Raw genomic sequence first — 20803 nt, 5'->3', positions numbered from 1 at the left:
GACGCCTACGGAGCCGCCGACGGGGATGTCGACGGGAGATGAAAACGTTTCGTGGCGCCGATCTCGCGGCGGTCACGGTCGTCGACCGGTCTGGGTCGCGGCGCGAGACGCGCCAAGCCGGACCAGTCGGATCCGTCCGCTGGGGAGGGCCTGTGGAACCTATCCGGATCACTTCCGGCCGCCACCCGTTCGAGGTGATCCTGCTGATCGCCTCGCCTGTCGTCGCGAGCGTCCTGGTTCTGACGAACACCCAACCGCCGGCGGTGAAGGTCGCGATGCCCACGCCGGTGCGTGCCGTCTGGTTCGCCCTGCTGATCGTCGCCGGTGCTGCTGGCCTCACCGGCGTCTTCTGGCGTGGCCAGGTCGGTGCGAGCCTGTCCATCGAAGCCATCGGTGTGCTCGTCCTCGGCGCGGCGGCCAGCATGTACGCGTTCGGGCTGCTGGCCGTCTCGGGCGTTCAGGGTGCCGCGGCGGCGGGATTCGTCGCGGCGGTCGCAACCGGATCGTGGTGGCGGCTGACGCAGATCTGGCGGGACCTGCGGAAGCTCGATCGTGCGGTCGCGGAGCAGGCAGAGCAAGCGGTACTCGCAGAGCAGGCGCGACAGACACGGCAGTCGTTCCAGGCAGGGCGGGCGCGACAGGCGGGGCAGTCGTTACAGGCAGAGCAGGCGCCACCGACCCTGATCGAGCAGCGCGACAGCCACGAGTAGTCGGGGTGTGGCCACCGGAGACGGTCGTGGCCACGCCCGACCCGGTCGGGACGTGGCCACCTGACTCATCGCGGGTGAGCCATCGCGTCGTATCTCCCCGAGCGCACCCGGGTTTGGCCCGCGATCAGGCCGCGTGCTTCTCCACCAGCGCGCCGACCGCCGGCAGCGCCGCCTCGATGTGCTTGCTCGCGCCCCCACGAACCGCGTTGTACGCCTTGACGACGGCCGGCCGCGGGGAACCCTGCGTCATGCCATCGGTCACCGCGAGCATGGCCTCGGACACCTCGTCGCTCCGCTTGGCGAGATAGTCGCCGAACTGCCCGCCTCCGGCCGCCTGGAAGTCCGCCCAGAACGGCTGCAGCTGCCCCAGCAGGTGCGGAACCATGTCCTCGACGGTCGACTGGTAGTAGCCGGGTGCGAAGGTGGTCACCGCTTTGTAGGCGACCTTGAGAGCGGTGGCCGACATGCCAGACTTCGCGGAGAGTTCCTGCCCGACCAGCTCCTGGCAGTCGGCGGCGATCTGCTTCTGGGCACCGTCCACGAGCAGAATGTCGGGAAGGTTGGAGTACATGGGTTATTACGCTCCTTATTCGTGGCGTCGACCGTCGAATGTTTATACCGGATGAGCGCGAAGCGCCGTTGAACGCCAGGCGATCTGACACAGCGGGCACGGCGCAGCGGGCGACACGGCGCAGCGGGCGACACGGCATACAGGCGGCACGGAATGGCGGCCGCGGGCGACTCGTTCGCGACAGGACGACGCCCGTCTGCCTCGGCTATCGTCGGTCGAATGCCCACCGATGAGATCACCGCTGCGAGCGATACCACCGATACCACCGCTGTCAGCGTGACCAGCGCTGTCACCGTGACCACCGCCGCCAGCGCGGGGACCTGGACGCTCGGCGACCGGACCGTCAACCGGATCGGGTTCGGCGCCATGCGGCTGACCGGCAGCGCGGCATTCCACGGCGGTACGCCCAGCGAGCGGGACCGGGTCATCGGCGTGCTGCGCCGCGCGGTGGAGTTCGGGGTGAACCACATCGACACCGCCGCGTTCTACTTCTCGTCACTGCGGTCCGCCAACGAACTCATCAACAGCGCTCTGGCGCCGTACCCCGATGACCTGGTCATCGCGACGAAGGTCGGCCCGGGACGGGATCCGTCCGGCCAGTGGCTGCCGATGGCCCGGCCCGACCAGCTGCGCGGTCAGGTGGAGGAGAACCTGCGCCAGCTCGGCCGCGACCACCTGGACGTGGTGAACCTGCGGCTGTTGACCGGCGTCGGCTCGGTCGCGGAACACTTCGGCGCGCTCGCGCAGTTGCGCGACGCGGGGCTGATCCGGCATCTGGGTCTGTCCGGAGTCACCGACACCCAACTCGACGAGGCGCGCCGGATCGCGCCGGTGGTGTGCGTGCAGAACCGGTACGGCCTGGATATCGGACGGCAGAACGACGAACTCGTACGGGTATGCGGCGAGCAGGGCATCGCGTTCGTACCGTTCTTCGCGCTCACCGGTGTCGGTCGGGAGGCCGGTGGGGTGGCCGACAGCGCGGCGGTTGTCTCTGTCGCCCAAGCGTACGGGGTGACACCGGCGCAGGTACGGCTTGCCTGGACGCTGCACCGGGGACCGCACGTGCTGGCGATTCCGGGTACCGGCAACCCGGACCATCTGGTGGAGAACCTGGCCGCCGGGGCACTGCGGTTGTCGGCCGAGGACCTGACGGCTCTCGGCTGACCCACGCCCGGCCCATGCCCGGCCGTAGGGGGTGTCGGACAGCGTGCCCGTGACATGCCTCGGTTTGGTGAATCGGGCTCACGGGTATTTGAAATTATGGACCTGATTCTCTGGATTATCGCAGTAGTCCTCGTGATCGCCGGGATCTTCGCACTGCTGCGCCGCCAGCTTCTCTGGGGCATCGTGCTGATTATCGTCGGGCTGCTGGTCGGCCCCGGTGGAGTCAGCATCTTCACCTAGCCCGACATCTTCACGCAGCCGATATCGGCAACCGGCCACCATCGTCACCTAGGCAAATGCAGCCGGCGACTGCTCCCGTCCGCCGCCGAACCAGACCGCCTCCCGAGTGAGACGACGACCAGTGGGACGACGCGCATACCCCCGTGGCGCGTCGTCCCACTCATGTGTACGGCTGCGGTGGCACGGCTCGGGAGGCGTCGGTCGGGAAGTGTGACTCGGGCGGTACGGCTCGGGCGGTGTGGCTTCTGAGCGGGCGCCGGATCAGGCGGCGCGGCGGGACCGTCGCTGGGCCGCCGTCACCGCCTTCTCCAGTTCCGCACGGTCCATGCCGGAGCGCCCCGGAACCTGCAACCGACGGGCGAGAGCCTGCAGGTCCGGCTTGGTCATCGAGCGGACGTCCGAACCCGTGGTCTTTTTCGCCGGCCGGCCGCTGGCGGCCTTTTTCGCCGGCCGCCCACCCGTGGTCTTCTGCGCAGGCCGCCCACCGGCGGTCTTCTGCGCCGGGCGCGCACCCGTGGCTTTCTTCGTCGGCCGCCCGCCGGTGGTCTTATTCGCCGTGCGCTCAGCCGTGGTCTCCTTCGCCGGGCGCCCACCCGTGGTCTTCTTCGCCGGGCGCCGTCCGGATGCCCGAGCCGAACGCCCCTGAGCCGAACCCCTCTGAGCCGAACCCCTCTGAGCCGAACGGCCCTGCCGGGCGGCGTCGACACTGCGCTTCAGGGCGTCCATCAGGTCGACCACGTTGGTCGCGGCCGGGGCTTTCTCCGCCGGAACCACCTCGGCGCCGCTGCTCTTCGCGTCGATCAGCTCGTTGACCCGGTCGGTGTAACTGTCCCGGTAGTCCACCGGGTTCCACCGGGCCGTCATGGAGTCGATGAGCTGCTGCGCGATCGCCAACTCCTGCGGCCGGGGCTTGACCCGACCCGGCAGGCGGCCGAGTTCCTTGTGCGGGTCCCGGATCTCGTCGGCGAAGAACATGGTCTCCAGTACCAGCAGATCGTCGTCGGGACGGATCGCGGCGAGGTACTCCCTGCCGCGCATGACCAGCGTGCCGATCGCCGCGCGGTTCGCCCGGGCCATCGCCTCGCGCAGCAGGGCGTAGGTCTTGCTGGTCTCGTCGGTGCCGGGCGCCAGGTAGTACGTCTTCTGGTAGTAGATCGGGTCGATGTCGTCCAGGTCGACGAAGGCATGGATGTCCAGGGCCCGGGAGCGGCCCGGCGCGACCGAGGCGAGTTCGTCGGATTCGAGCATCACGTACTGGCCGCCGCCGATGTCGGTGCCCCGCACGATGTCGTCGTAGTCGACCTCGTCGCCCGTGCGTTCGTTGACCCGCTGGTACCGGATCCGGTCGCCGGTGCCCTTCTCGAACTGGTGAAACGCGACATCGTGTTCCCGAGTGGCCGAATGCAGGGTCACCGGTACCGACACCAGACCGAAACTGATCACACCGGACCAGACTGACCGAGCCACACCGATCACCTCATTCCGTCGATCGCCTCACTGTGCTGGCACATCACTGTGCGGATCGCTCGTCTGCGCAGTACCCCGCCGCGCCGCGGTCGAACCGCCGATCGGCAGTCACTGTCACTGGATCGGCAGCCAGGTGATCGGCAGCAGGTGCGGGTAAATGGTTTGCCGGCCGGGAGCGTTCCTCCCAGAATCGCCGGGTGACGATCATCTACGAGTGGCGGGGCGAGTTTGAGAACGCCTCAGTCAACCGGCTACACGCCGAGGCTTTCGAGCACCGCTTCCTCGACATCGAGTGGCAGACCCAGCTGCACCGGCACAGTCTCGGCTGGGTGTGCGCCCGGGAAGCCGGCACGCTGGTGGGTTTCGTCAACGTGGCGTGGGACGGCGGAGTCCACGCCTTCATCCTCGACACCATGGTGGCCATGGAACAGCGACACCGTGGTGTGGGCAGCGGGCTGATCGCGACCGCCGTGGAGGGTGCCCGAGCGGCCGGCTGCGAGTGGTTGCACGTCGACTTCGAAGACCATCTCACCGCGTTCTACTTCGAGGCATGCGGTTTCTCGCCGACCAAGGCCGGGCTCATCGCGCTGCCCGCCCGCGAGGCTCCGGCGGCATAGTCCTCTGGCGGAGTCCTCTGGCAAAGTAGTCCTCTGGCGGCACCACTCCTCGGGCGGCTCTCCCCGTCGGCGTTCACCGCGCCGGGGGAGGCGCGTCGGGCCGATTCGGGGACGCTTCCGGAAAGAGCTCAGGCAGTACCGTGCGGGCAGCCGCCGCCGGATCCGTGCCCAGCTCCGGTGGCAGCGCGCCGGCGGACCGCAGCGTGGCGAAGCCGTGCACGATCGACCAGGCCGCGATCGCGGTGCTGCGCCGCCGCACTCGTCGATGTTGGGGCCTCCGAGGTGCGGGTCGAGACTCCCTGGCGGAGGCGTTCGCCGGCGGCGCGGCGGGCCCGGTCCACCTCGGGTGCGTCGGCCCGGTACAGCTCCGGCCGGAACATCACCTCGAAATGCGCCCGGTGCTCGACCGCGAACCGCACGTACGCCACGCCCATCTCCAGGATGTCGTTCCCGGCCGCGGCATGACCGGACCGGACTGCGCGGACCCCGCCTACGGCCTGAGATCGCTTGATGCCAGGCCGTCGGCGGGGTCGAAGGGCACCGAGGCGTGCTCGTGGACGACGACCCACTCGGTGCCGACCTTCCGCATCCCGACGGTGAAGCGCACCCACATGTCCAGGCGCCCGTTGGCGGTGGTGCCGCTGAACCGGGTGAGGTTGTGGCAGAACGCCACGTCCTGTCCGGCGATGATGTCGAGGTCCCGCACCTCGCAGTCCACCGACCCCTCGAACGTCGAGAACCATTCGGCGAGCCGGGATCGCAGCGCCGGCCGCCCGTGGTGGCGCAGTGGTCCGACGACATCGAACAACTCCACATCGGCGGCGTAGTGCGCGGTGCGCGCGACAACGTCCTTCGCGCGTACCGCCTCGATCCACGTCGAGAACAGTTGCTGGATCTCGGTCGTCGCGGTCGCGGTCTCGAGTGCCACGGTCTCGGGTGTCATGAGATCCCTCCGAATCAGTTAGGTATCTACTTAACTGTCGGCTCGTCGCGTCGGAAAGTCAAGTGATTGCCTAACTGATTCGGCCGGTGGCTCAGCCGCGGATGGCGCTGGCCACACTGACCACCGCGAGGACGGCCATGACCAGTGCCGCGGCCCGGATGATCCATTTCATGGGTACGACCCGGAGCAGCCCCTGGCCACCGAGGATAGCCAGGCCGGCCACCGCCCACAGGCCGATGACCGAGCCGACGCCGACGGAGATCGGGTCCTGGTACTTGGCGGCGAGATTCGCGGTCACGATCTGGGTGAGGTCGCCGAACTCGGCGACGATGATGACCAGGAACGACATGGTCGACACCCGCCAGAAGCCGTGGCGCTCCCGCTCCTGGTCGACGGTCTCGTCGTGCCGGCCGCGCAGCAGGAGCACGGCGCCGAGCAGGAACACCGCGCCGACCACCGCTTCCAGGATCCGGTGGGGGAGCAGGCTGAGCACCGCCCCGACGGCTACGGCGAGCAGCACGTGCACCGCGAAGGCCGCGGCCACCCCGCTGAACACCCAGGACGCCCGGTACCGGGTGCCGAGGACGAGACTTGCCAGCGCAGTCTTGTCGGGGAGCTCGGCGAGGAAGATGAGCGGTGCGACGGCGGCGATGAGGGCCAGGTTCACGGTGGCGGATCCTTCGCGGGGCACGGGGCCGCGGCCGTCGAATCGGCTGTTCCACCCGGATCCGGGGGCGCTCCTTCGACACCGTGACCGGTACGGTTCAACGGTTGTCGAAGGTCTCGCCCAGCCCGAATGTGACGGGCCCCGGCCGCCGGGCGCAAGCGCCAGTATGTCGACGAACCGGCGAAGGACTACTCCCCTTCGGCGACGATCATAGCGAATGGGCGCCGGTCTCCGGCCGTGGCCTGCGTCACCGAAGCTTCGGCCGGGGCCGCCCCGTGCCGGCTGGGTCTGCTGCCGTGCCGGCTGGGTCTGCTGCCGTGCCGGCTGGGTCCGCTGCCGTGCCGGCTGGGTCCGCTGCCGTGCCGGCCAGTCCGCCCCGTGCCGGCCGAGTTCGCTGCCGTGGCGGCCGGGGCCGCTACCGTGCCCTTTCGCTGTGTCCATTGTGGACGGAGGCGATGAAATGAATCCGATGCCACCGGCGAGTTTCCGCGCCACTCACGGCTTCAGCGTCTCGGCTACCCGGCCTTGTCTCGGCTACCCGGCCTCGTCTCAGCTACTTGGCGCCGTCACAACTACTCGGCACCGCTCAGCTACTCGGCGGATTTGTGCCCGGTGGCGAGCACGTGTGCGATGACGTGGTCGACCAGGCCCGGCGGGATCGGGCGGTGGGCGACGAAGCGGTGGTAGAAGAACGGCGCGGTGAGCAGGTCCGTGACCAGCTCCAGGTCGAGCTCGGCGGAGAGCTGGCCACGGTCCCGGGCGCGGGTGAGCACCGCGAGCACCGGTTCGCGGCGGCGCCGGGTCAGGTCGGCGTGCAGCTCGGCCAGTGCCGGGTCACGTTCCGCGGCGTCCATGAAGGCGGCGAGCAGCCGGGGGAACGGAGTGTGTTCGAGTACCGCGACGAACGCGTTGAGCAGCTGCGCGACATCGGTCTCCACCCGGCCGGTGTCGGGCACCGGGAACGGTTGGAACGTGGCGTCCATCGCGTCGACCATCAGCGCGCCCGAGGTGGACCAGTGCCGGTACAGGGTCGCCTTGCTCGCGCCCGCGCGACGCGCGACGGCCTCCATGGTGAAGCCGGGCGGCCCGTCGTCGTGCAGTACCTGGAGCGCGGCCTGCAGCACGCGCTGGCGCGCGCCGGCCCCGCGACTGATCGGCTCCCGGAAGTCAGGCATTGCGTCACCTCCATCGAAACGCTACCGTACCGGTGTTAAGAGAACGGGTGCGTTTCGATGTGAGGTGGTTCCGATGGAACGGGCATCCGCGGTAACGACCGGGGCACCAGCGACTGGGGCACCAGCGATAGGGGAGCCGACGACCGGAGCATCAGCGACCGGGACCCGGCGCCAGCACCGGCCGCTGTCCTACTGGGCGATAACCGTGATCGTGGTGGGGGAGTGCGCGATCGGCGGCGCGATGGACCTGTTCCAGCTCGCGCCGTTCTACCCGAAGCTGATCGACCTGGGCTATCCCAGCTACCTGTCCACGATCCTGGGCATCGCGAAGCTCATCGCGGCTGTGGTGCTGCTGGCACCCGGCCTGCCGCGGTTGAAGGAGTGGGCATACGCCGGCGTGGTCATCAACATGACCGGTGCCTGCGCCTCGTACGTGCTGGCACACCAGGGTCTCAGCAACCTCATCCCGCCGGCCGCGTTCGCGGTCCTGGCGGTCCTGTCCTGGTCGCTGCGCCCGCCCACCCGCCGGCTCCCATCCGTTGGCCGCTGATCGGCCAGCGCCGATCTGTTGGCCGCGGGCCCGCCGGCGCTGATCTGCCGCCGCCCGGCGGTCAACGCGTGAACAGCCGGGCCGGTACCGCGCCGGCCAGCGCCCGGTACCCGGCCGGGTTGAGGTGCAGGCGGTCACCGGTGTCGTACGCGGGCAGCAGCCGGCCGGGGTCCGCCGGATCGCGTACCGCCCGGTCGAAGTCGACGACCGCGTCGAACCGCCCGCTGCCGCGGATCCAGTCATTGACCGCGCGCCGGGTCGCCTCGCGCAGGCCGTCCGGATCGTCGTAGTCCGGGTTGCCGCCGAACGGCGTGAGCGTGGCGCCGTACACGCGGAGGCCGGCGGCGTGCGCTTGGCCGGCGATCCGCTCGTACGCGCCGGTCAGGTCGTCGGCCACCTGCTTCTGCGCGGCGTCGGTGGCGCCGGCCGTGCCGATGTCGTTGACGCCCTCGAACACCAGCAGCCACGCCACGCCGGCGCGGGCCAGCACGTCGCGTTCGATCCGGGACAGCGCGTGTGGCCCGAGGCCGTCGGTGAGCACCCGGTTGCCGCCGATGCCCTGGTTGACGATCGCCACGTGCGCGCTGCCCGGGAGCGCGCGCAGCCGGTCTGCGAGCCGGTCGGGCCAGCGGTCGTTGCCGTCGGTGGTGGATCCCCGCCCGTCGGTCAGCGAGTCGCCCAGCACGACGGCCGCGGCCGTGCTCGGGGCCGACCAGATGTCCAGGCCGCTGAGCAGGTACCAGTGTTCGACCGGCACCGCCCCGGGCAGGTCCGCGTCCGCTACCCGGTTGCCGAGGGCCAGATGGGACGTCGTCCGCGAGCCGAGGTGCGCGGTGACGCCGGTGGCCGCCACGCCCTCGGACAGGTAGACCGTGACGGTCAGGTTGGTGCCGGGTGCGAGCGCGAAGTCCACCGGATCGGATGCCCGTTCGGCCCCGGCCGGGATCACCGCGGAACTCCTGCCGTCGAAGGTGACCGCTCGCGAGGTACCCGCGCGGATCGCGCTGACTCCGGCGCGCCCGCCGGCCGGCAGCGCCACGGACACCGCCGTGATCGGCAGCGCCGGACCGAACGCGCTGGACAGGCGCAGCCTCAGCCATTGCCCACCGACCGAGACCCGGATCGTCTGGCGCAGCGTGCCGGCCAGCGCCCGACCGCCGCGGGTGAACGGCTCCGGCGGAAGGCCGTCGGGTCCGGCCGCCTGCGGCGCCGCCGCCCAACTGGTCACCCAGTGCCCGCCCCCGAACGGCGCGGCCGGCTCGAGATGCGCGGCCGGCTCGAGATGCGCGGCCGGGTTGAGGTGCGCGGCCGGGTTGAGGTGCGCGGCCGGGTTGAGGTGCGCGGCCGGGTTGAGGTGTTCGCCCGCCGACGGCGCGGCCGGGTTGAGGTGCGCGCGCTGTCGCCCGATCGGGCCGCTCATCGTCCACCGGCCGGAGGGGCGGTGCTTTCCCGGACGACGAGTTCGGTCACCAGGTCGATCCGGCTGGTCGACAGGTCGACCCCGCCGGCCAGGTCGAGCAGCATCCGGGTGGCGGTGCCGGCCATGTCGCGCAGCGGCTGGTTGACCGTGGTGAGGGTCGGGTCGGTCCAGGCGGCCACAGGTAGGTTGTCGTACCCGATGACGGACAGCTGTCCGGGGACGTCCAGGCCGAGCCGGCGCGCCGCGCGCAGCACGCCCAACGCCTGCATGTCCGAGCCGGCGAAGATGGCGGTGGGGCGGTCCGCCCGAGCAAGCAACTCCATCCCGTGCTCGTATCCGGCTACGACGTGGAAGTTGCCGTACCGCACCAGGCCCGGATCGACGGGGATTCCGGCCTCGTCGTGCGCGGAACGGAACCCGGCGACCCGCGCCTGGCTGCACAGCACCTCGTGCGGCCCGGAGACGATCGCGATCCGGCGGTGGCCCAGGTCCAGGAGGTGACGGGTGGCGATCAGCCCACCGTTCCAGTTGTTGGACCCGACCGTAGGCACCGAGGCGGATGTCGCGCTGTCCGTGTCGATGACGACGAACGGGACGCGCTGGCGGTGCAGCCGCTGCCGCTGTGCCGAGGTCAGGTGACACAGCACGAACAGCACGCCGAACGGGCGGCGGGCGAGCACCGCGTCCAGCCAGGCCCGGGTCGGGCTGTGACTTCCCCGCAACTGCGACAGGACCACGTCGACCGTCGCGGCGTTGGCGACGGCTTCCACGCCGCTGATGATTTCCATCGCCCACGCCGAGTCGAACTCGTGGAAGACCAGGTCGATCTGGGCGGTGGCGACCGGCTGACGCCGGCCCCGCCGGCGGTACCGGTGGCGTTCCAGGCTCGCCTCGACCCGCGCCCTCGTCTCCGGCGCGACGTCGGAGTGTCCATTGAGGACTTTGGAGACGGTGGTCGGGGACACGCCGGTCTCGCTCGCGATCGTGGCGATCGTCGGGGATCCGGACACGGCCACGGTGTCGTCGCTGGTCATCGAAAACCGACCACTGACATCCGAACTGACGTCCGAAAGTTTCGGTGACACTCTGGCACGTGCGATCCCCGCTCGAAGTCGACCGTCCCGATAACCCGCGACCACGCGGACAATGAAGGACGACTATAACCCGAGGCTGACAACATGAGGAGACCCTTGACACGCCGTGCGGCGGACACCTAGGTTGCCGAAAGATGTAACACTGTCGATTCCGAATATTGCGATAACTGTCCGCGAGTTTTCGGGCTCTGCGAGCAGGGCGATCGACCAGGACGACGACCGAGCAGGACGACGACTGAGCAGGACGACCGACCTGGACAACTGACCAGGACGACCGAGCAGGACGACAACCGAGCACGACGCCGTCATCCGAGCGAAGGGGTGGCATGACCGGCAGGGCCCGAACATGAGCGCACCCGAGATCCTGGAGTCCGCACCGGGCCGGAAGACACCGGGCCGCAAGACATCGGGCCGGAAGACACCGCGCCGGAAGACCGCTGTCCAGGCGAGGCCCCGTGCCCGCCGCACCTGGGGCAAGGCGCTGCGCCGGGACTGGCAGCTGTACTCACTGGCCGTCGCGCCGCTGCTGTTCTTCATCATCTTCCGGTACCTGCCGATGGCCGGGAACGTCATCGCGTTCCGCCGGTACCGGCCCGGTGGCAGCCTCTTCGGAGATGAATGGATCGGCCTCCACTACTTCCGGCTGTTCATACACGATCCCACGTTCTGGCATGTCTTCACCAACACCCTGATCCTGGGCGCATTGACCCTGGTGTTCATCTTTCCGATGCCGATCGTGCTCGCCCTGCTGCTCAACGAGCTGCACAACCGGCGGCTCAAGCGCTTCGTGCAGACCATCTCGTACCTGCCGCACTTCCTGTCCATCGTCGTGGTGGTCGGCTTCGTCACGCAGATCCTGGACGTCGACGGAGTGGTGAACCAAGGGCTGCGCGCGATTGGCCACGCCCCCATCACCTTCTTGCAGCAGCCCGGCTGGTTCCGGACCATCTACGTCTCCTCGGAGATGTGGCAGACCGTCGGCTGGGGCACCATCCTCTACCTCGCCGCCCTGACAACCATCGACAGCGACCTGTACGAGGCGGCCCGGATCGACGGGGCGAGCCGGTGGCGGCAGACCTGGCACGTGACCCTGCCGGGCATCCGGCCGACCATGATGACCCTGCTGATTCTCAACATCGGCACCTTCATGGCGGTCGGGTTCGAGAAGGTCCTGCTGCTGTACAACCCACTGACGTACCCGACCGCCGACGTCATCTCCACGTACCTGTACCGGGTCGGTGTGGTGTCCGGCAGCTTCAGCTATGCCGCCGCCATCGGACTGTTCGAGTCGGTGGTCGGGTTGATCCTGGTGGTCTCCGCCAACTTCATCTCCAAGCGGACGGTGGGATCGGGGCTGTGGTGACCGTCGACGTGCGCGAGCCTCCGGCCCGGACTCAGCAGCGGTCGCGGGGCCCCCGGCCCTCCCGCGGGTACCGCGTCTTCCAGGGCGTCAACGCGGTCATCCTGACCGTCGTGGTGGCCGTGACCCTGTACCCCTTCATCAACATCCTGGCCCGGTCGTTCAGCAATGAGCGCTACATCCGCACCGGTCAGGTGAACCTGCTGCCGCGAGGCTTCAACCTGACCACGTACCGGCACGTGATGTCCGACTCGGCGTTCTGGACCAACTACCGCAACACCCTGGTCTACACCGTGGTCGCCACGATCATCTCGATGGTGTTGACCACCTGCTACGCGTATGTGCTGTCGAAGCGGCACCTCAAGGGCCGGGGCTTCCTGGTCGGGGTCGCGCTGTTCACCATGTTCTTCAACGGCGGCCTGATCCCCAACTACGTTCTGGTCAGTCACCTGAACCTGCGCAACACGCTGTGGGCCGTCGTGCTGCCCAACGCCATCAGCGTCTTCAACCTCCTGGTGATGAAGTCGTTCTTCGAGAACCAGCCGGTGGAGTTGGAGGAGGCCGCCGCCGTCGACGGGCTGGGCACCTACGGCATCCTCCTGCGCATCGTGCTGCCGCTGTCCAAGGCGGTCATCGCCACGATGATTCTGTTCTACGCGGTCTTCTTCTGGAACTCGTGGTTCTCCGGGTTCCTCTACATGGACCGCAGCGACCTCTTCCCAGTCACCGTGTACCTGCGCAACCTCATCGCCGGTGCCACCACCGGGTCGGACCAGACCGCGTCCAGCGACTCGGCGATCCAGATCGCGGGCAACATCCAGGCGGTGACCGTGGTGCTCACCGTCGCGCCCATCATGCTCGTCTATCCCTTTATCCAGCGGTACTTCGTCTCCGGGGTCATGCTCGGAGCGGTCAAGGGATAGCGCCTCACATACACACCCCATCACCTGTGAAGAGGAGCCACCAATGACCGAGGTTTCCCGGCGGCAACTACTCGCCGCTGGCGCTGCCGCCGGTGCCGCCATGCTCGGCCTCTCCGCCTGCGACGGCGGCGGGAGCGACAAGAAGGGCCTCGACCTCTCCAAGAACAAGGTCGGCGCCATGGACAAGTACGGCGTCGGGGACCAGTTCAAGGCGACCGAGCCGGTCAAGTTCTCCATCATGATGCTGAGCAACCCCGGCTACCCGTACAAGGCCAACTGGCCGTTCTTCAACGAGCTGACCAAGCGGACCAACGTCAGCTTCGATCCCACGGTCATTCCGCTGTCGGACTACAACCAGAAGCGCAGCGTGATGATCAGCGCAGGGAACGCTCCGATGATCATCCCGAAGACGTACGACCCGGACGAGGACCAGTACATCGCCGGCGGCGCCATCCTCGCGGTCAGCGACTACCTCGACCTGATGCCGAACTTCAAGGACAAGATCGCCAAGTGGAAGATGGAGGGCGACCTCGATCAGATCCGGCAAGCCGACGGAAAGTTCTACCTGCTGCCCGGGCTGCACCAGGACGTCTGGAAGGACTACTCGCTGGCGGTCCGCACCGACATCCTGCAGAAGCTGAACATCCCCGTGCCGCAGACCTGGGACGACGTGCACACCATGCTGCGCGCGATGAAGGCGGCCTACCCCGCCAACTACCCCTTCTCCGACCGGTGGAGCATTCCCGCCGCGCCGGGCGGGGGCGCCAACTGCCTGCTCCAGCTGCTCGGCGAGGCGTACGGCGTCTGGGCCGGCTGGGGATACCAGAACGCGCAGTGGGACGCGAGCGCCGGCAAGTTCGCCTTCAACGGCGCGATGGACCAGTACAAGCAGTTGCTCCAGTTCGTCAATACGCTGGTGAGCGAGAAACTGCTCGACCCGGAGAGCTTCACCCAGACCGACGACATCGCGCGGCAGAAGTTCGCCAACGGCCAGTCGTTCGTCATCTGCACCAACGCGCAGGAGCTGGTCAATACCTACCGCAAGGACCTCGCGAAGGTTCCGGGCGCGACGGTGGTGAAGATCCCGGTACCGATGGGGCCGGTCGGCGCGGCCAAGATCGGGCTCCGGATCGAGAACGGCGTCATGATTTCGTCGAAGGCCAGGGACAGCAAGAACTTCGTCGCGATGATGCAGCTCGTCGACTGGCTGTGGTATTCCGACGCGGGCCAGTTGTTCGCCAGGTGGGGCATCGAGGGCCAGACCTACACCGGCAACGTCGACGACAGCACCTTCAAGCTCTCACCCGACGTCAAGTGGGCCGGAATCAACCCGAACGCTCCGAAGAGCCTGCAGGTGGACTACGGCTTCTACAACGGCGTATTCGCCTACGGCGGAAGCACGAAGCTGCTCGACACCCAGTTCAACGCCGAGGAGCTGGAGTTCCAGAAGGTGATGGACGGGCGCAAGACACTGCCGCTGGCACCGCCGAAGCCGCTGACCGCCGACGAGCGCGAGCAGGCGGCGCTGTGGGAGACGGGCCTCACCGACTACGTGGACCAGCAGACGCTCAAGTTCGCCCTCGGCCAGCGGCCGTTCAGCCAGTGGGATGCCTACGTCAACGAGCTCAAGGGCAAGAGTTCGCAGCAGTACATTGACCTGATCAACAGCGCGTACGAGCGGTTCAAGAAGGACCACGGCTGACAACCCGGGGCGCCGGCCGTCTTCGGCAGCCGGCGCCCCATGAACCGATGGGATCCACGATGAGCGTCAGGACCGAAGCCGGCCGGCAGTTCGGCGAGGGACCGCTCGCACGCGCCGCCGCGCTGATCTACACCCTGCTGGTCGTGGAGGTGCTGTTTCTGGTCTGTACCGCACCGGGGCTGGCCGTGCTCGTGCTGCTCGACCGCGACGCGAGCAACGCTCCGCTCGCCGCGGCCTGCGCGCTGCCGTTCGGGCCGGCCCTGTCCGCCGCCCTGTATGCGGTGGACCGGCGCAGCCTGGACCTGACCGACCTGCGGCCCGCGGCCGCGTTCTGGCGCGGGTACAAGCTGAACGTCGGAGGCGTTCTGCGGATCTGGGTTCCGTCGCTCGTGGTGTTGACTGTCCTCGCGGTGAACCTCACCCACCTCGGCACCGCACACGTTCCCGGATGGTGGGCGGTGCTGCTGGTCCTGATCGCCGCGATCGCCGCGCTCGTGGTGGTCAACGCGCTGGTCATCACGTCGCTGTTCGCGTTCCGGGCGATCGACGTGCTGCGGTTGGCCACGTACTTTCTCGGGCGCCGGCCCGGCGTCGCGGTGGGCAACCTCGGCCTCCTTGTCGTGGCTGTCGGCGTCACCGCCATCTCCTCCGAGGCGGTCGTCATGCTACTGGCGTCGGTGTTCGCGGCCGCGCTGTTGATGACCAGCCGCCCGATGGTCGCGGAAGTGACGCGGCGGTTCACCACCGGAGCGCAACCTCCGCTCACGGCGCGATGACGCAGGGCACCGAGTACGGGTCGCCGCGCCGGCACACCGCGGCAGGGTTCTCGAACAGCCCGATCGACGGCAGCGCGCGGCCCTGGAAGTCGAATAGCGTGAGGTTGTCGTTCGGCGTGCCGGCACCGGGCTCCCAACCCACGCCCGGCACCCATTCCGGCTCCCAGTAGAACAGGCCGGCGCCGTGGCCGCCCGGTAGCTGGGCCAGAATCGACAGCAGGTCGCTGTCCAGCGAGAGCTGGCCGCCTGGGGAGATCGGGTACCCGCCCTCGGTCTGGCTCGCCTGCCACACGAAGTTGCCGGTGGTGTCGCCGTTGGCGAGAGTCCACGCGTACTGCGTCTCGGCGACCACGATGTCCTTGCCGAACTGGGTCGCCAGCTTGTCGACGTTGTCCCGGAACGCGGCCACCGGCCCGTGGAAGAACGGATAGTACGACAGGCCGATGACGTCGAACGGCACGCCGCGGCTGACCAGGTTGGTGAAGAACCGGTAGCTGTCGGCGTTGTTGCCACCCTCGTCGAAGTGCAGCATCACGCGGAGCTGGTGGTGCGGAGGGTTGGCCGACTCGGCGCCGGCGACACCCGCCTTGAGTAGCGTCGCGAGGTTGTCCCAGCCGGTGTCCGCGGTCCAGTCGATCTGGCCGGTCGGCCACAGCATGCCGTTGCGGATCTCGTTGCCGATCGACACCATGCTCACCGGTGTGCCCTGACGGGCGAACGCCGCGATGACGTCGTGGGTGTAGCCGCGCACGGTCGCGGCCAGCGTGGGCAGATCCTGGCCCTGCCAGGCGGCCGGCGTGTCCTGGTGTTGCGGATCGGCCCAGAAGTCGGAGTAGTGGATGTCCAGGTACACCTTCATCCCGCTGGCCACCACGCGGCGGGCCAGGGCGAGGTCGTTGGCGAGGTCGCTGTACCCGGCGGGCGGGGCCAGCCACAGGCGGATCCGGGCGTAGTTGGCACCGTGGTCGCGCATGGCCCGTACCGGATCGGTGTCGGCACCCCGGTCCGAGAAACGGGTACCGGCTGCCAGCTCCTGCGCGGTGAACGACAGGTCGGCGCCGAGCATCATGCCATCGGTGGCGGTGTCCCGGCCGTAGAGCCGCAACTCCCCGACGCACGCCGGGGTGCCGTCGCCGGTGGTGACGGTCAGCCGCGCGTACCGGGCCTTCTGGCCGGCGGGCAGCGGAACGTAGGCCGGAGTGTCGCCGTTCGCGGCCAGGTTCCGCGCCGACGAGACGGGCTGCCAGACCCCGGCGACGGTACCCAGGTCGACCGCGACCGTCGACGGTGACGCGGTCGCCGCCAGCGTGAATCCGACGCTGTCGAGCGACTCGGACCGGCCCAGGTCGACGACCACGCTGCCGGTCCATTGGTTGGCGCACCACGCCGTGGTCGCGCTGCCGTCCACGGCGTTGGCCGCGGGCGCGCCGGCCGCGGTGGAGCTGGCCGTGGCCGCACTGCCGACGGCGAGATCGACGCGCAGCGCCGGCTTGGGCGTCGCGGGTGCGGCCGGGTGTGGCGCGTCGGCCAGCGCGGCGCCGTTCAGGGCTGTGCCGGGCAGGGCGGTACTGGACAGGGCAATACCCGGCAGTGCGACCAGGGCGACGATGATGGCGGAGATCTGGGCTGCCCGGACGCCGCTCCGCCGACGCGGGTGGGCGACGCGGGCCGGTGGTACCGGGGACGACGGAGACGGGTTCGACATCGCGCACCTCTCGGCAGGGCGGGTATCGCGGCGTCGCGATCCTCTCGCTGTCAGGCAGAAGCGGTCAAGACGCGACCGTCAAGACGCGACCGTCAAGACGCGACGGTCAATGGGCGCCGGTCTGTGTGTGCCGGTCACCGCGCTCCGGTCGTCGCGCGCCGATCGGTGCGTGCCGGGGTCGGCGTCGGGTCGCCCCGTGGGCCACCGCAGGTGGGTGATGCGCTGTATGCTCCCGGTCCGGGCGGCCCGACTCACCGGCGACGCCATGCGTCAGGAGGCGGCGGATGCGCACGGGGAGCCGGATCGCACTGGTGACGTGTCTGGTGCTTCTGGCCGCACCGGTGCTCGGCACGGGTACGGCGGCAGCCGACACCGGCCAGGGGCACGAAACCGAGACGCTGAGCGCCCTGCCACACAGTCTCCAGCCGCCCGCGACGCTCTCGGCGAGCTTGAGGATCACGCAGAACACGCCGTACCCGCTGCTGTGCAACACCTCGGCCGTCTTCTTCATCGCCTGGGAGAAGACCTCGGCGCACGCGGACATCTCGGCCCGAGAACAGGACCCCGTTACCGGGAAGTGGAAGACCGGCAGCCAGGAGGACGCCACCTGGGGGTCCAGCGGGGAGCAGGTGATCTTCGGCTGGGGCAACGACATCACGCTGAAGCCGGGGCAACAGCTCACCATCCACTTCCAGTTCACGTTTGGGGCCAGCGCACCGAAGGGCAGCTACACGGTCGACATCGTCTCGTCCGGGTCGGTGGTCGACCAGCCCGCGCTGGAGGTCGACGTGGAGTCCATAGGGGAGAACCCGAACATCGATGTCGGGCTGGCCGCGGGAACGGGCGGCAGTCCGCCGGGGTCCACAACGCGCGCGCCGACCCGCGCGGCCCCAGCGACCGGCGCCCGTACGTCGAAACCGTCCGCACCGTTGGAACCGGTGCGGACGCCGGCGGCTGCGACCGGTGCCACGACTGCGGCGGCGACGTCTGTCCAGGCGTCGCCACCGGTGTCCACACTCTCCACGAGCGCCGTCCCCGGAGTCCTCATGGGCGCGGCGACCGCGCGGACCGGCTCCGGCTCACCTCCGTTCGCGTGGCTGGCGGTCGCGGTCGTCGCGCTGGCCTGCCTGCTGGTCTCCGGCCTGCTCGGCAGCCGCGCCGTGCGGCGCCGCCGGATGCCCGCGCTGGCGATGGCGTCGTCGATCTCTGTCCCGGCCTCCACCGCCGTGCTGGCCGACACGGCCTCTACCGCCATGCTGGCGGACACGGCTTCTGCCGCCGTGCTGGCGGACACGGCCTCTACCGCGGTGCTGGCCGATAGCGCCACACTGGCCGTCCCGGCCCTCACCGCCACGCTGGCGGACACGGCCGCCACCGAGGTTCTGGCCGGCGCGGCCTCCACCGCCGCGGCGGCCGGCACGGTCGACGACGACAGCGATCCGCCCGACGAGACACCTCGCGCCGCTGGCCGACGCGAGGGCCTCGCCGGCGGGCCCGCGGTTGGTGCCGGGCCGGGAGCCGCCGTCAGCTGAGGGCGTTGCGGCGCACTGTGGGCCGGGTCGGGAGCTGCGGCCAGCTGAGGGCGTTGCGGCGCCGTGTGGCCGGGCCGCGAGCCGCGGTCAGATGAGGCCGCTGCGGCGCCACAACGCCGCGCCGGGGCCCCTGATCAGGCCGAGGTCGTCGAACGTCGCCACCACCTTCTCCGCCGACCAACGCAGCGTCTCGCGCCAGTGCGGGTTGCGGCGGGCGGCGGCGTGCCCGGTCGCCGGGTCGATGCCGACCGCGTCGTACACGCGCGGGTGCACCAGCCAGGTCGCCACGGCCATCGCGGTGCGTCCGAGGGACAGCCGGGTCGCCGCGAGGCCGACCGGGCCGGTGGCGGCCACCCAGCGTTCCAGCGCCGCCCGTGCGTACCGGACATGGCGCGCCTCCTCTACCACGTGTACCCGGGACACCATCCGGATCAGCGGCTGGAGCGACTCGTCGGACATGATTTCGCGCTGGAACCGGTCCAGCACCTCCTCGACGATGAGCGTGGCCGAGTACATCTCCGGCCCACGGGCCGTCGCCTTGAGGAGCCTGCCCAACTGGTTGTCGACGCGCCCGGGCCGGTAGACCGGTGTGCCCAGGCGTTCGATGAGCCGGCCGAACATCACCGAGTGCCGGCACTCGTCGGCGACCTCGGTCAGCGCGTACTGCGCGTCTCGGCTGGTCGGGTCCTGGTGGTAGTACTGCCGGACGAGCATCTGCATGAGGATCGTCTCGAACCAGATCCCGGCGCCCGCCGCGCTCGCGACCTCATGCTTGGTCAGTTCCACCCGTTGCCGGTGATCCAGGCCGTCCCACAGCGACGTGCCGTACAGGCTGCTGCGTCGCGGATCGAGCCAGAACAGGTCCCCGTCGATCGGCGCCGCCCAGTCGATTTCGATCAGGGGGTCATACGAGCGCCGCACGGAGGACTCGAGCAGGCGGGTCGCCAGCCGCTCGCCGCCGATCGGCTCGCTGCCGCCGTTCCGCTCGGCGCTGCCGTCGCGCTCGTTGTTGTCGACCCGCTCGCCGTTGTCGATGGACATGGCAGCTCCCGGAAGGATTGATGTTTCCCGGAGTAACTGTTACTACTGGTATCGTGCAATCGATCGATGAGCCTGTCAATGAGCTGGCCAGCGAACCCGGCGGCGGGCCCGTCGGTGAGCCTGGTGATGAGCCCGTCAGTGAGCCCGTCAGTGAGCCGGTTAATGACGGCCGGCGCACCCGTTGGGAGCAGCACCGGCGTGACCGGCATGCCGAGTTGGTCAGCGCGGCCATCGACGCGATCGTGCGGCACGGGCCGGGTGTCGACATGGCACAGGTGGCTCGCGTCGCGGGTGTCAGCAAACCGGTGCTGTACCGCTACTTCGCCGACAAGGCGCAACTGTGGCGGGCGGTCGGGGAGCGCGTCGCGGCCAGCGTGGTGGGCGCGGTCGCGCCGGCCATCGAGCGGGTCCGCGAGGAGCGGCCACTGATCTGGACGACCATCGACGCGTACCTGGCCGCGATCGAGTCGAACCCCGAGCTGTACCGGTACCTGATGAGCCACGCCGAGGACGGCATCTCGGTGGTGGTCAGCGCATCGTCGCGGACGACCGCGGCGGCGCTGGCCCGGGTCATCGGGGACCGGTTGCGCGCGCTCGGCCTGGACGCCGGGCCGGCCGAACCGTGGGCGTACGGGATGGTCGCGATGGTGCAGGCGGTCGGAGACTGGTGGATGGCACAGGAGCGGCCGATGTCGCGCACGGCGCTCACCGAGTACCTGACGACCCTGCTGTGGCAGGGCATCGCCGGGGTCCGCGAGTCCGCCGACCTGCCGCACCACCTGCTGGCGCCCCAGGATCGAACATGAGCGACAGCGGCTCGCACGGCGAGGAGGGCTACGCCGGCCCGGTGGTGGTCGTCGCCGGTGAGGTCACTGTGCGCGGCGAGGCCCACCTGTCCGGGCACGTCGAGCCGGTGGACGGCAGGTTCCACTGGGGCGGCCGGCTCACCCCGGATCCGGCGCTGGCCGGGCTGGTCCGCGCCGGCACCCGGTCCGTCCGGGTCAGCGTCGGCGACCGCCCGCCGTGCGAGGCGCGGCTCGGCGACGTCGACCCGTGGGGCGGGGTGCGGCTGCGCGGCACCGGTCGCCCTCCCTGGTAGCCGTGGCCCCGGTCAGCCCGTGCGGGTCAGTCCGCGCCGCGAGCCCG

22 protein-coding genes are annotated in these 20803 nt (G+C 69.6%); 12 read left to right on the top strand and 10 right to left on the bottom strand.

Features of this window, described 5'->3' with window-relative positions; genetic code table 11:
* Positions 1–152: 152 nt before the first annotated feature.
* Complete coding sequence (locus Raf01_RS32865; RefSeq protein WP_203921967.1) at positions 153–710, top strand: hypothetical protein; 558 nt, start codon at positions 153–155, stop codon at positions 708–710.
* Positions 711–834: 124 nt separating this feature from the next.
* Here the strand turns inward: Raf01_RS32865 and Raf01_RS32860 are convergent, their stop codons facing one another.
* Entirely contained in the window at positions 835–1281 is a 447-nt protein-coding gene (locus Raf01_RS32860; protein WP_203921966.1) for a DUF6918 family protein, read from the bottom strand.
* 294 nt (positions 1282–1575) lie between these two features.
* Here Raf01_RS32860 and Raf01_RS32855 point away from each other — a divergent pair, with 294 nt between their 5' ends.
* A complete protein-coding gene (locus tag Raf01_RS32855; RefSeq protein ID WP_239134148.1) occupies positions 1576–2445 on the top strand; it encodes an oxidoreductase in 870 nt (289 codons plus the stop codon).
* Positions 2446–2541: 96 nt separating this feature from the next.
* Positions 2542–2685, top strand: a complete 144-nt coding sequence (locus Raf01_RS32850; RefSeq protein ID WP_203921964.1) for a GPGG-motif small membrane protein — start codon at positions 2542–2544, stop codon at positions 2683–2685.
* Between the two features lie 261 nt (positions 2686–2946).
* Here Raf01_RS32850 and ku read toward each other — a convergent pair whose 3' ends face one another.
* Entirely contained in the window at positions 2947–4152 is a 1206-nt protein-coding gene (gene ku / locus Raf01_RS32845; RefSeq protein ID WP_203921963.1) for a non-homologous end joining protein Ku, read from the bottom strand.
* A gap of 197 nt (positions 4153–4349) precedes the next feature.
* Here ku and Raf01_RS32840 point away from each other — a divergent pair, with 197 nt between their 5' ends.
* On the top strand, positions 4350–4769 hold the full coding sequence (locus Raf01_RS32840) for a GNAT family N-acetyltransferase (protein ID WP_203921962.1): 420 nt from the start codon (positions 4350–4352) through the stop codon (positions 4767–4769).
* A 73-nt stretch (positions 4770–4842) separates the two neighbouring features.
* Here Raf01_RS32840 and Raf01_RS49925 read toward each other — a convergent pair whose 3' ends face one another.
* The 4 genes from Raf01_RS49925 to Raf01_RS32820 form a co-directional block, all read right to left on the bottom strand.
* On the bottom strand, positions 4843–5028 hold the full coding sequence (locus Raf01_RS49925; RefSeq protein WP_239134131.1) for a hypothetical protein: 186 nt from the start codon (positions 5026–5028) through the stop codon (positions 4843–4845).
* Positions 5029–5259: 231 nt separating this feature from the next.
* Positions 5260–5712: a YybH family protein gene (locus Raf01_RS32830; RefSeq protein WP_203921961.1), complete on the bottom strand. Its 453-nt coding sequence runs from the start codon at positions 5710–5712 to the stop codon at positions 5260–5262.
* Between the two features lie 91 nt (positions 5713–5803).
* Entirely contained in the window at positions 5804–6379 is a 576-nt protein-coding gene (locus Raf01_RS49920; protein WP_239134130.1) for a TMEM165/GDT1 family protein, read from the bottom strand.
* Between the two features lie 590 nt (positions 6380–6969).
* A complete protein-coding gene (locus tag Raf01_RS32820) occupies positions 6970–7554 on the bottom strand; it encodes a TetR/AcrR family transcriptional regulator (protein ID WP_203921959.1) in 585 nt (194 codons plus the stop codon).
* A 73-nt stretch (positions 7555–7627) separates the two neighbouring features.
* Here Raf01_RS32820 and Raf01_RS32815 point away from each other — a divergent pair, with 73 nt between their 5' ends.
* Positions 7628–8104, top strand: coding sequence for a DoxX family protein (locus Raf01_RS32815; protein ID WP_203921958.1), 477 nt, complete (start codon positions 7628–7630; stop codon positions 8102–8104).
* Between the two features lie 61 nt (positions 8105–8165).
* On the opposite strand, the gene Raf01_RS50640 is transcribed toward Raf01_RS32815, so the two are convergent.
* Both Raf01_RS50640 and Raf01_RS32805 read right to left on the bottom strand, forming a co-directional pair.
* Positions 8166–9524: an SGNH/GDSL hydrolase family protein gene (locus Raf01_RS50640; protein WP_275413103.1), complete on the bottom strand. Its 1359-nt coding sequence runs from the start codon at positions 9522–9524 to the stop codon at positions 8166–8168.
* A complete protein-coding gene (locus tag Raf01_RS32805) occupies positions 9521–10558 on the bottom strand; it encodes a LacI family DNA-binding transcriptional regulator (RefSeq protein WP_203921957.1) in 1038 nt (345 codons plus the stop codon). The genes Raf01_RS50640 and Raf01_RS32805 overlap by 4 nt, the downstream gene beginning before the upstream one ends.
* A gap of 406 nt (positions 10559–10964) precedes the next feature.
* On the opposite strand from Raf01_RS32805, the gene Raf01_RS32800 reads away from it, so the two are divergent.
* The 4 genes from Raf01_RS32800 to Raf01_RS32785 are packed head-to-tail and all read left to right on the top strand — an operon-like array spanning position 10965 to position 15379.
* A complete protein-coding gene (locus Raf01_RS32800; RefSeq protein WP_203921956.1) occupies positions 10965–11981 on the top strand; it encodes an ABC transporter permease in 1017 nt (338 codons plus the stop codon).
* Positions 11978–12901, top strand: a complete 924-nt coding sequence (locus Raf01_RS32795; protein WP_203921955.1) for a carbohydrate ABC transporter permease — start codon at positions 11978–11980, stop codon at positions 12899–12901. The genes Raf01_RS32800 and Raf01_RS32795 overlap by 4 nt, the downstream gene beginning before the upstream one ends.
* Before the next feature lie 43 nt (positions 12902–12944).
* Positions 12945–14603, top strand: a complete 1659-nt coding sequence (locus Raf01_RS32790; protein WP_203921954.1) for an ABC transporter substrate-binding protein — start codon at positions 12945–12947, stop codon at positions 14601–14603.
* Positions 14604–14662: 59 nt separating this feature from the next.
* On the top strand, positions 14663–15379 hold the full coding sequence (locus tag Raf01_RS32785) for a DUF624 domain-containing protein (RefSeq protein WP_203921953.1): 717 nt from the start codon (positions 14663–14665) through the stop codon (positions 15377–15379).
* Here the strand turns inward: Raf01_RS32785 and Raf01_RS32780 are convergent.
* Positions 15366–17084 carry a glycosyl hydrolase 53 family protein gene (locus Raf01_RS32780; protein ID WP_203921952.1) on the bottom strand — a complete coding sequence of 573 codons (1719 nt, stop codon included), beginning with the start codon at positions 17082–17084 and terminating at the stop codon, positions 15366–15368. The genes Raf01_RS32785 and Raf01_RS32780 overlap by 14 nt on opposite strands.
* Positions 17085–17368: 284 nt before the next feature.
* Here Raf01_RS32780 and Raf01_RS32775 point away from each other — a divergent pair, with 284 nt between their 5' ends.
* Entirely contained in the window at positions 17369–18616 is a 1248-nt protein-coding gene (locus Raf01_RS32775; RefSeq protein ID WP_203921951.1) for a hypothetical protein, read from the top strand.
* Positions 18617–18703: 87 nt separating this feature from the next.
* Here Raf01_RS32775 and Raf01_RS32770 read toward each other — a convergent pair whose 3' ends face one another.
* A complete protein-coding gene (locus Raf01_RS32770) occupies positions 18704–19657 on the bottom strand; it encodes an AurF N-oxygenase family protein (protein ID WP_203921950.1) in 954 nt (317 codons plus the stop codon).
* Between the two features lie 53 nt (positions 19658–19710).
* On the opposite strand from Raf01_RS32770, the gene Raf01_RS32765 reads away from it, so the two are divergent.
* Positions 19711–20463, top strand: coding sequence for a TetR family transcriptional regulator (locus Raf01_RS32765; RefSeq protein WP_239134129.1), 753 nt, complete (start codon positions 19711–19713; stop codon positions 20461–20463).
* The gene (locus Raf01_RS32760) at positions 20460–20756 is read left to right on the top strand and encodes a DUF4873 domain-containing protein (RefSeq protein ID WP_203921948.1); all 297 of its coding nucleotides are present in this window, start codon (positions 20460–20462) and stop codon (positions 20754–20756) included. The genes Raf01_RS32765 and Raf01_RS32760 overlap by 4 nt, the downstream gene beginning before the upstream one ends.
* The last annotated feature ends 47 nt before the right edge of the window (positions 20757–20803 follow it).

Origin of the sequence: Rugosimonospora africana (genome assembly GCF_016862975.1) — a bacterium.
Classification (GTDB): domain Bacteria; phylum Actinomycetota; class Actinomycetes; order Mycobacteriales; family Micromonosporaceae; genus Rugosimonospora; species Rugosimonospora africana.
The sequence above is the reverse complement of the archived record's forward strand: the minus strand, read 5'-3'. Positions and strand labels throughout refer to the sequence as shown.

Bases quoted from the DNA above. Each gene is read 5' to 3' on its own strand.
- Raf01_RS32860 (WP_203921966.1), bottom strand. From the start codon at position 1,281: ATGTACTCCAACCTTCCCGACATTCTGCTCGTGGACGGTGCCCAGAAG.
- Raf01_RS32850 (WP_203921964.1), top strand. From the start codon at position 2,542: ATGGACCTGATTCTCTGGATTATCGCAGTAGTCCTCGTGATCGCCGGG.
- Raf01_RS32830 (WP_203921961.1), bottom strand. From the start codon at position 5,712: ATGACACCCGAGACCGTGGCACTCGAGACCGCGACCGCGACGACCGAG.
- Raf01_RS32820 (WP_203921959.1), bottom strand. From the start codon at position 7,554: ATGCCTGACTTCCGGGAGCCGATCAGTCGCGGGGCCGGCGCGCGCCAG.
- Raf01_RS32815 (WP_203921958.1), top strand. From the start codon at position 7,628: ATGGAACGGGCATCCGCGGTAACGACCGGGGCACCAGCGACTGGGGCA.
- Raf01_RS50640 (WP_275413103.1), bottom strand. From the start codon at position 9,524: ATGAGCGGCCCGATCGGGCGACAGCGCGCGCACCTCAACCCGGCCGCG.
- Raf01_RS32805 (WP_203921957.1), bottom strand. From the start codon at position 10,558: ATGACCAGCGACGACACCGTGGCCGTGTCCGGATCCCCGACGATCGCC.
- Raf01_RS32800 (WP_203921956.1), top strand. From the start codon at position 10,965: ATGAGCGCACCCGAGATCCTGGAGTCCGCACCGGGCCGGAAGACACCG.
- Raf01_RS32790 (WP_203921954.1), top strand. From the start codon at position 12,945: ATGACCGAGGTTTCCCGGCGGCAACTACTCGCCGCTGGCGCTGCCGCC.
- Raf01_RS32785 (WP_203921953.1), top strand. From the start codon at position 14,663: ATGAGCGTCAGGACCGAAGCCGGCCGGCAGTTCGGCGAGGGACCGCTC.
- Raf01_RS32780 (WP_203921952.1), bottom strand. From the start codon at position 17,084: ATGTCGAACCCGTCTCCGTCGTCCCCGGTACCACCGGCCCGCGTCGCC.
- Raf01_RS32775 (WP_203921951.1), top strand. From the start codon at position 17,369: ATGCGCACGGGGAGCCGGATCGCACTGGTGACGTGTCTGGTGCTTCTG.
- Raf01_RS32770 (WP_203921950.1), bottom strand. From the start codon at position 19,657: ATGTCCATCGACAACGGCGAGCGGGTCGACAACAACGAGCGCGACGGC.
- Raf01_RS32760 (WP_203921948.1), top strand. From the start codon at position 20,460: ATGAGCGACAGCGGCTCGCACGGCGAGGAGGGCTACGCCGGCCCGGTG.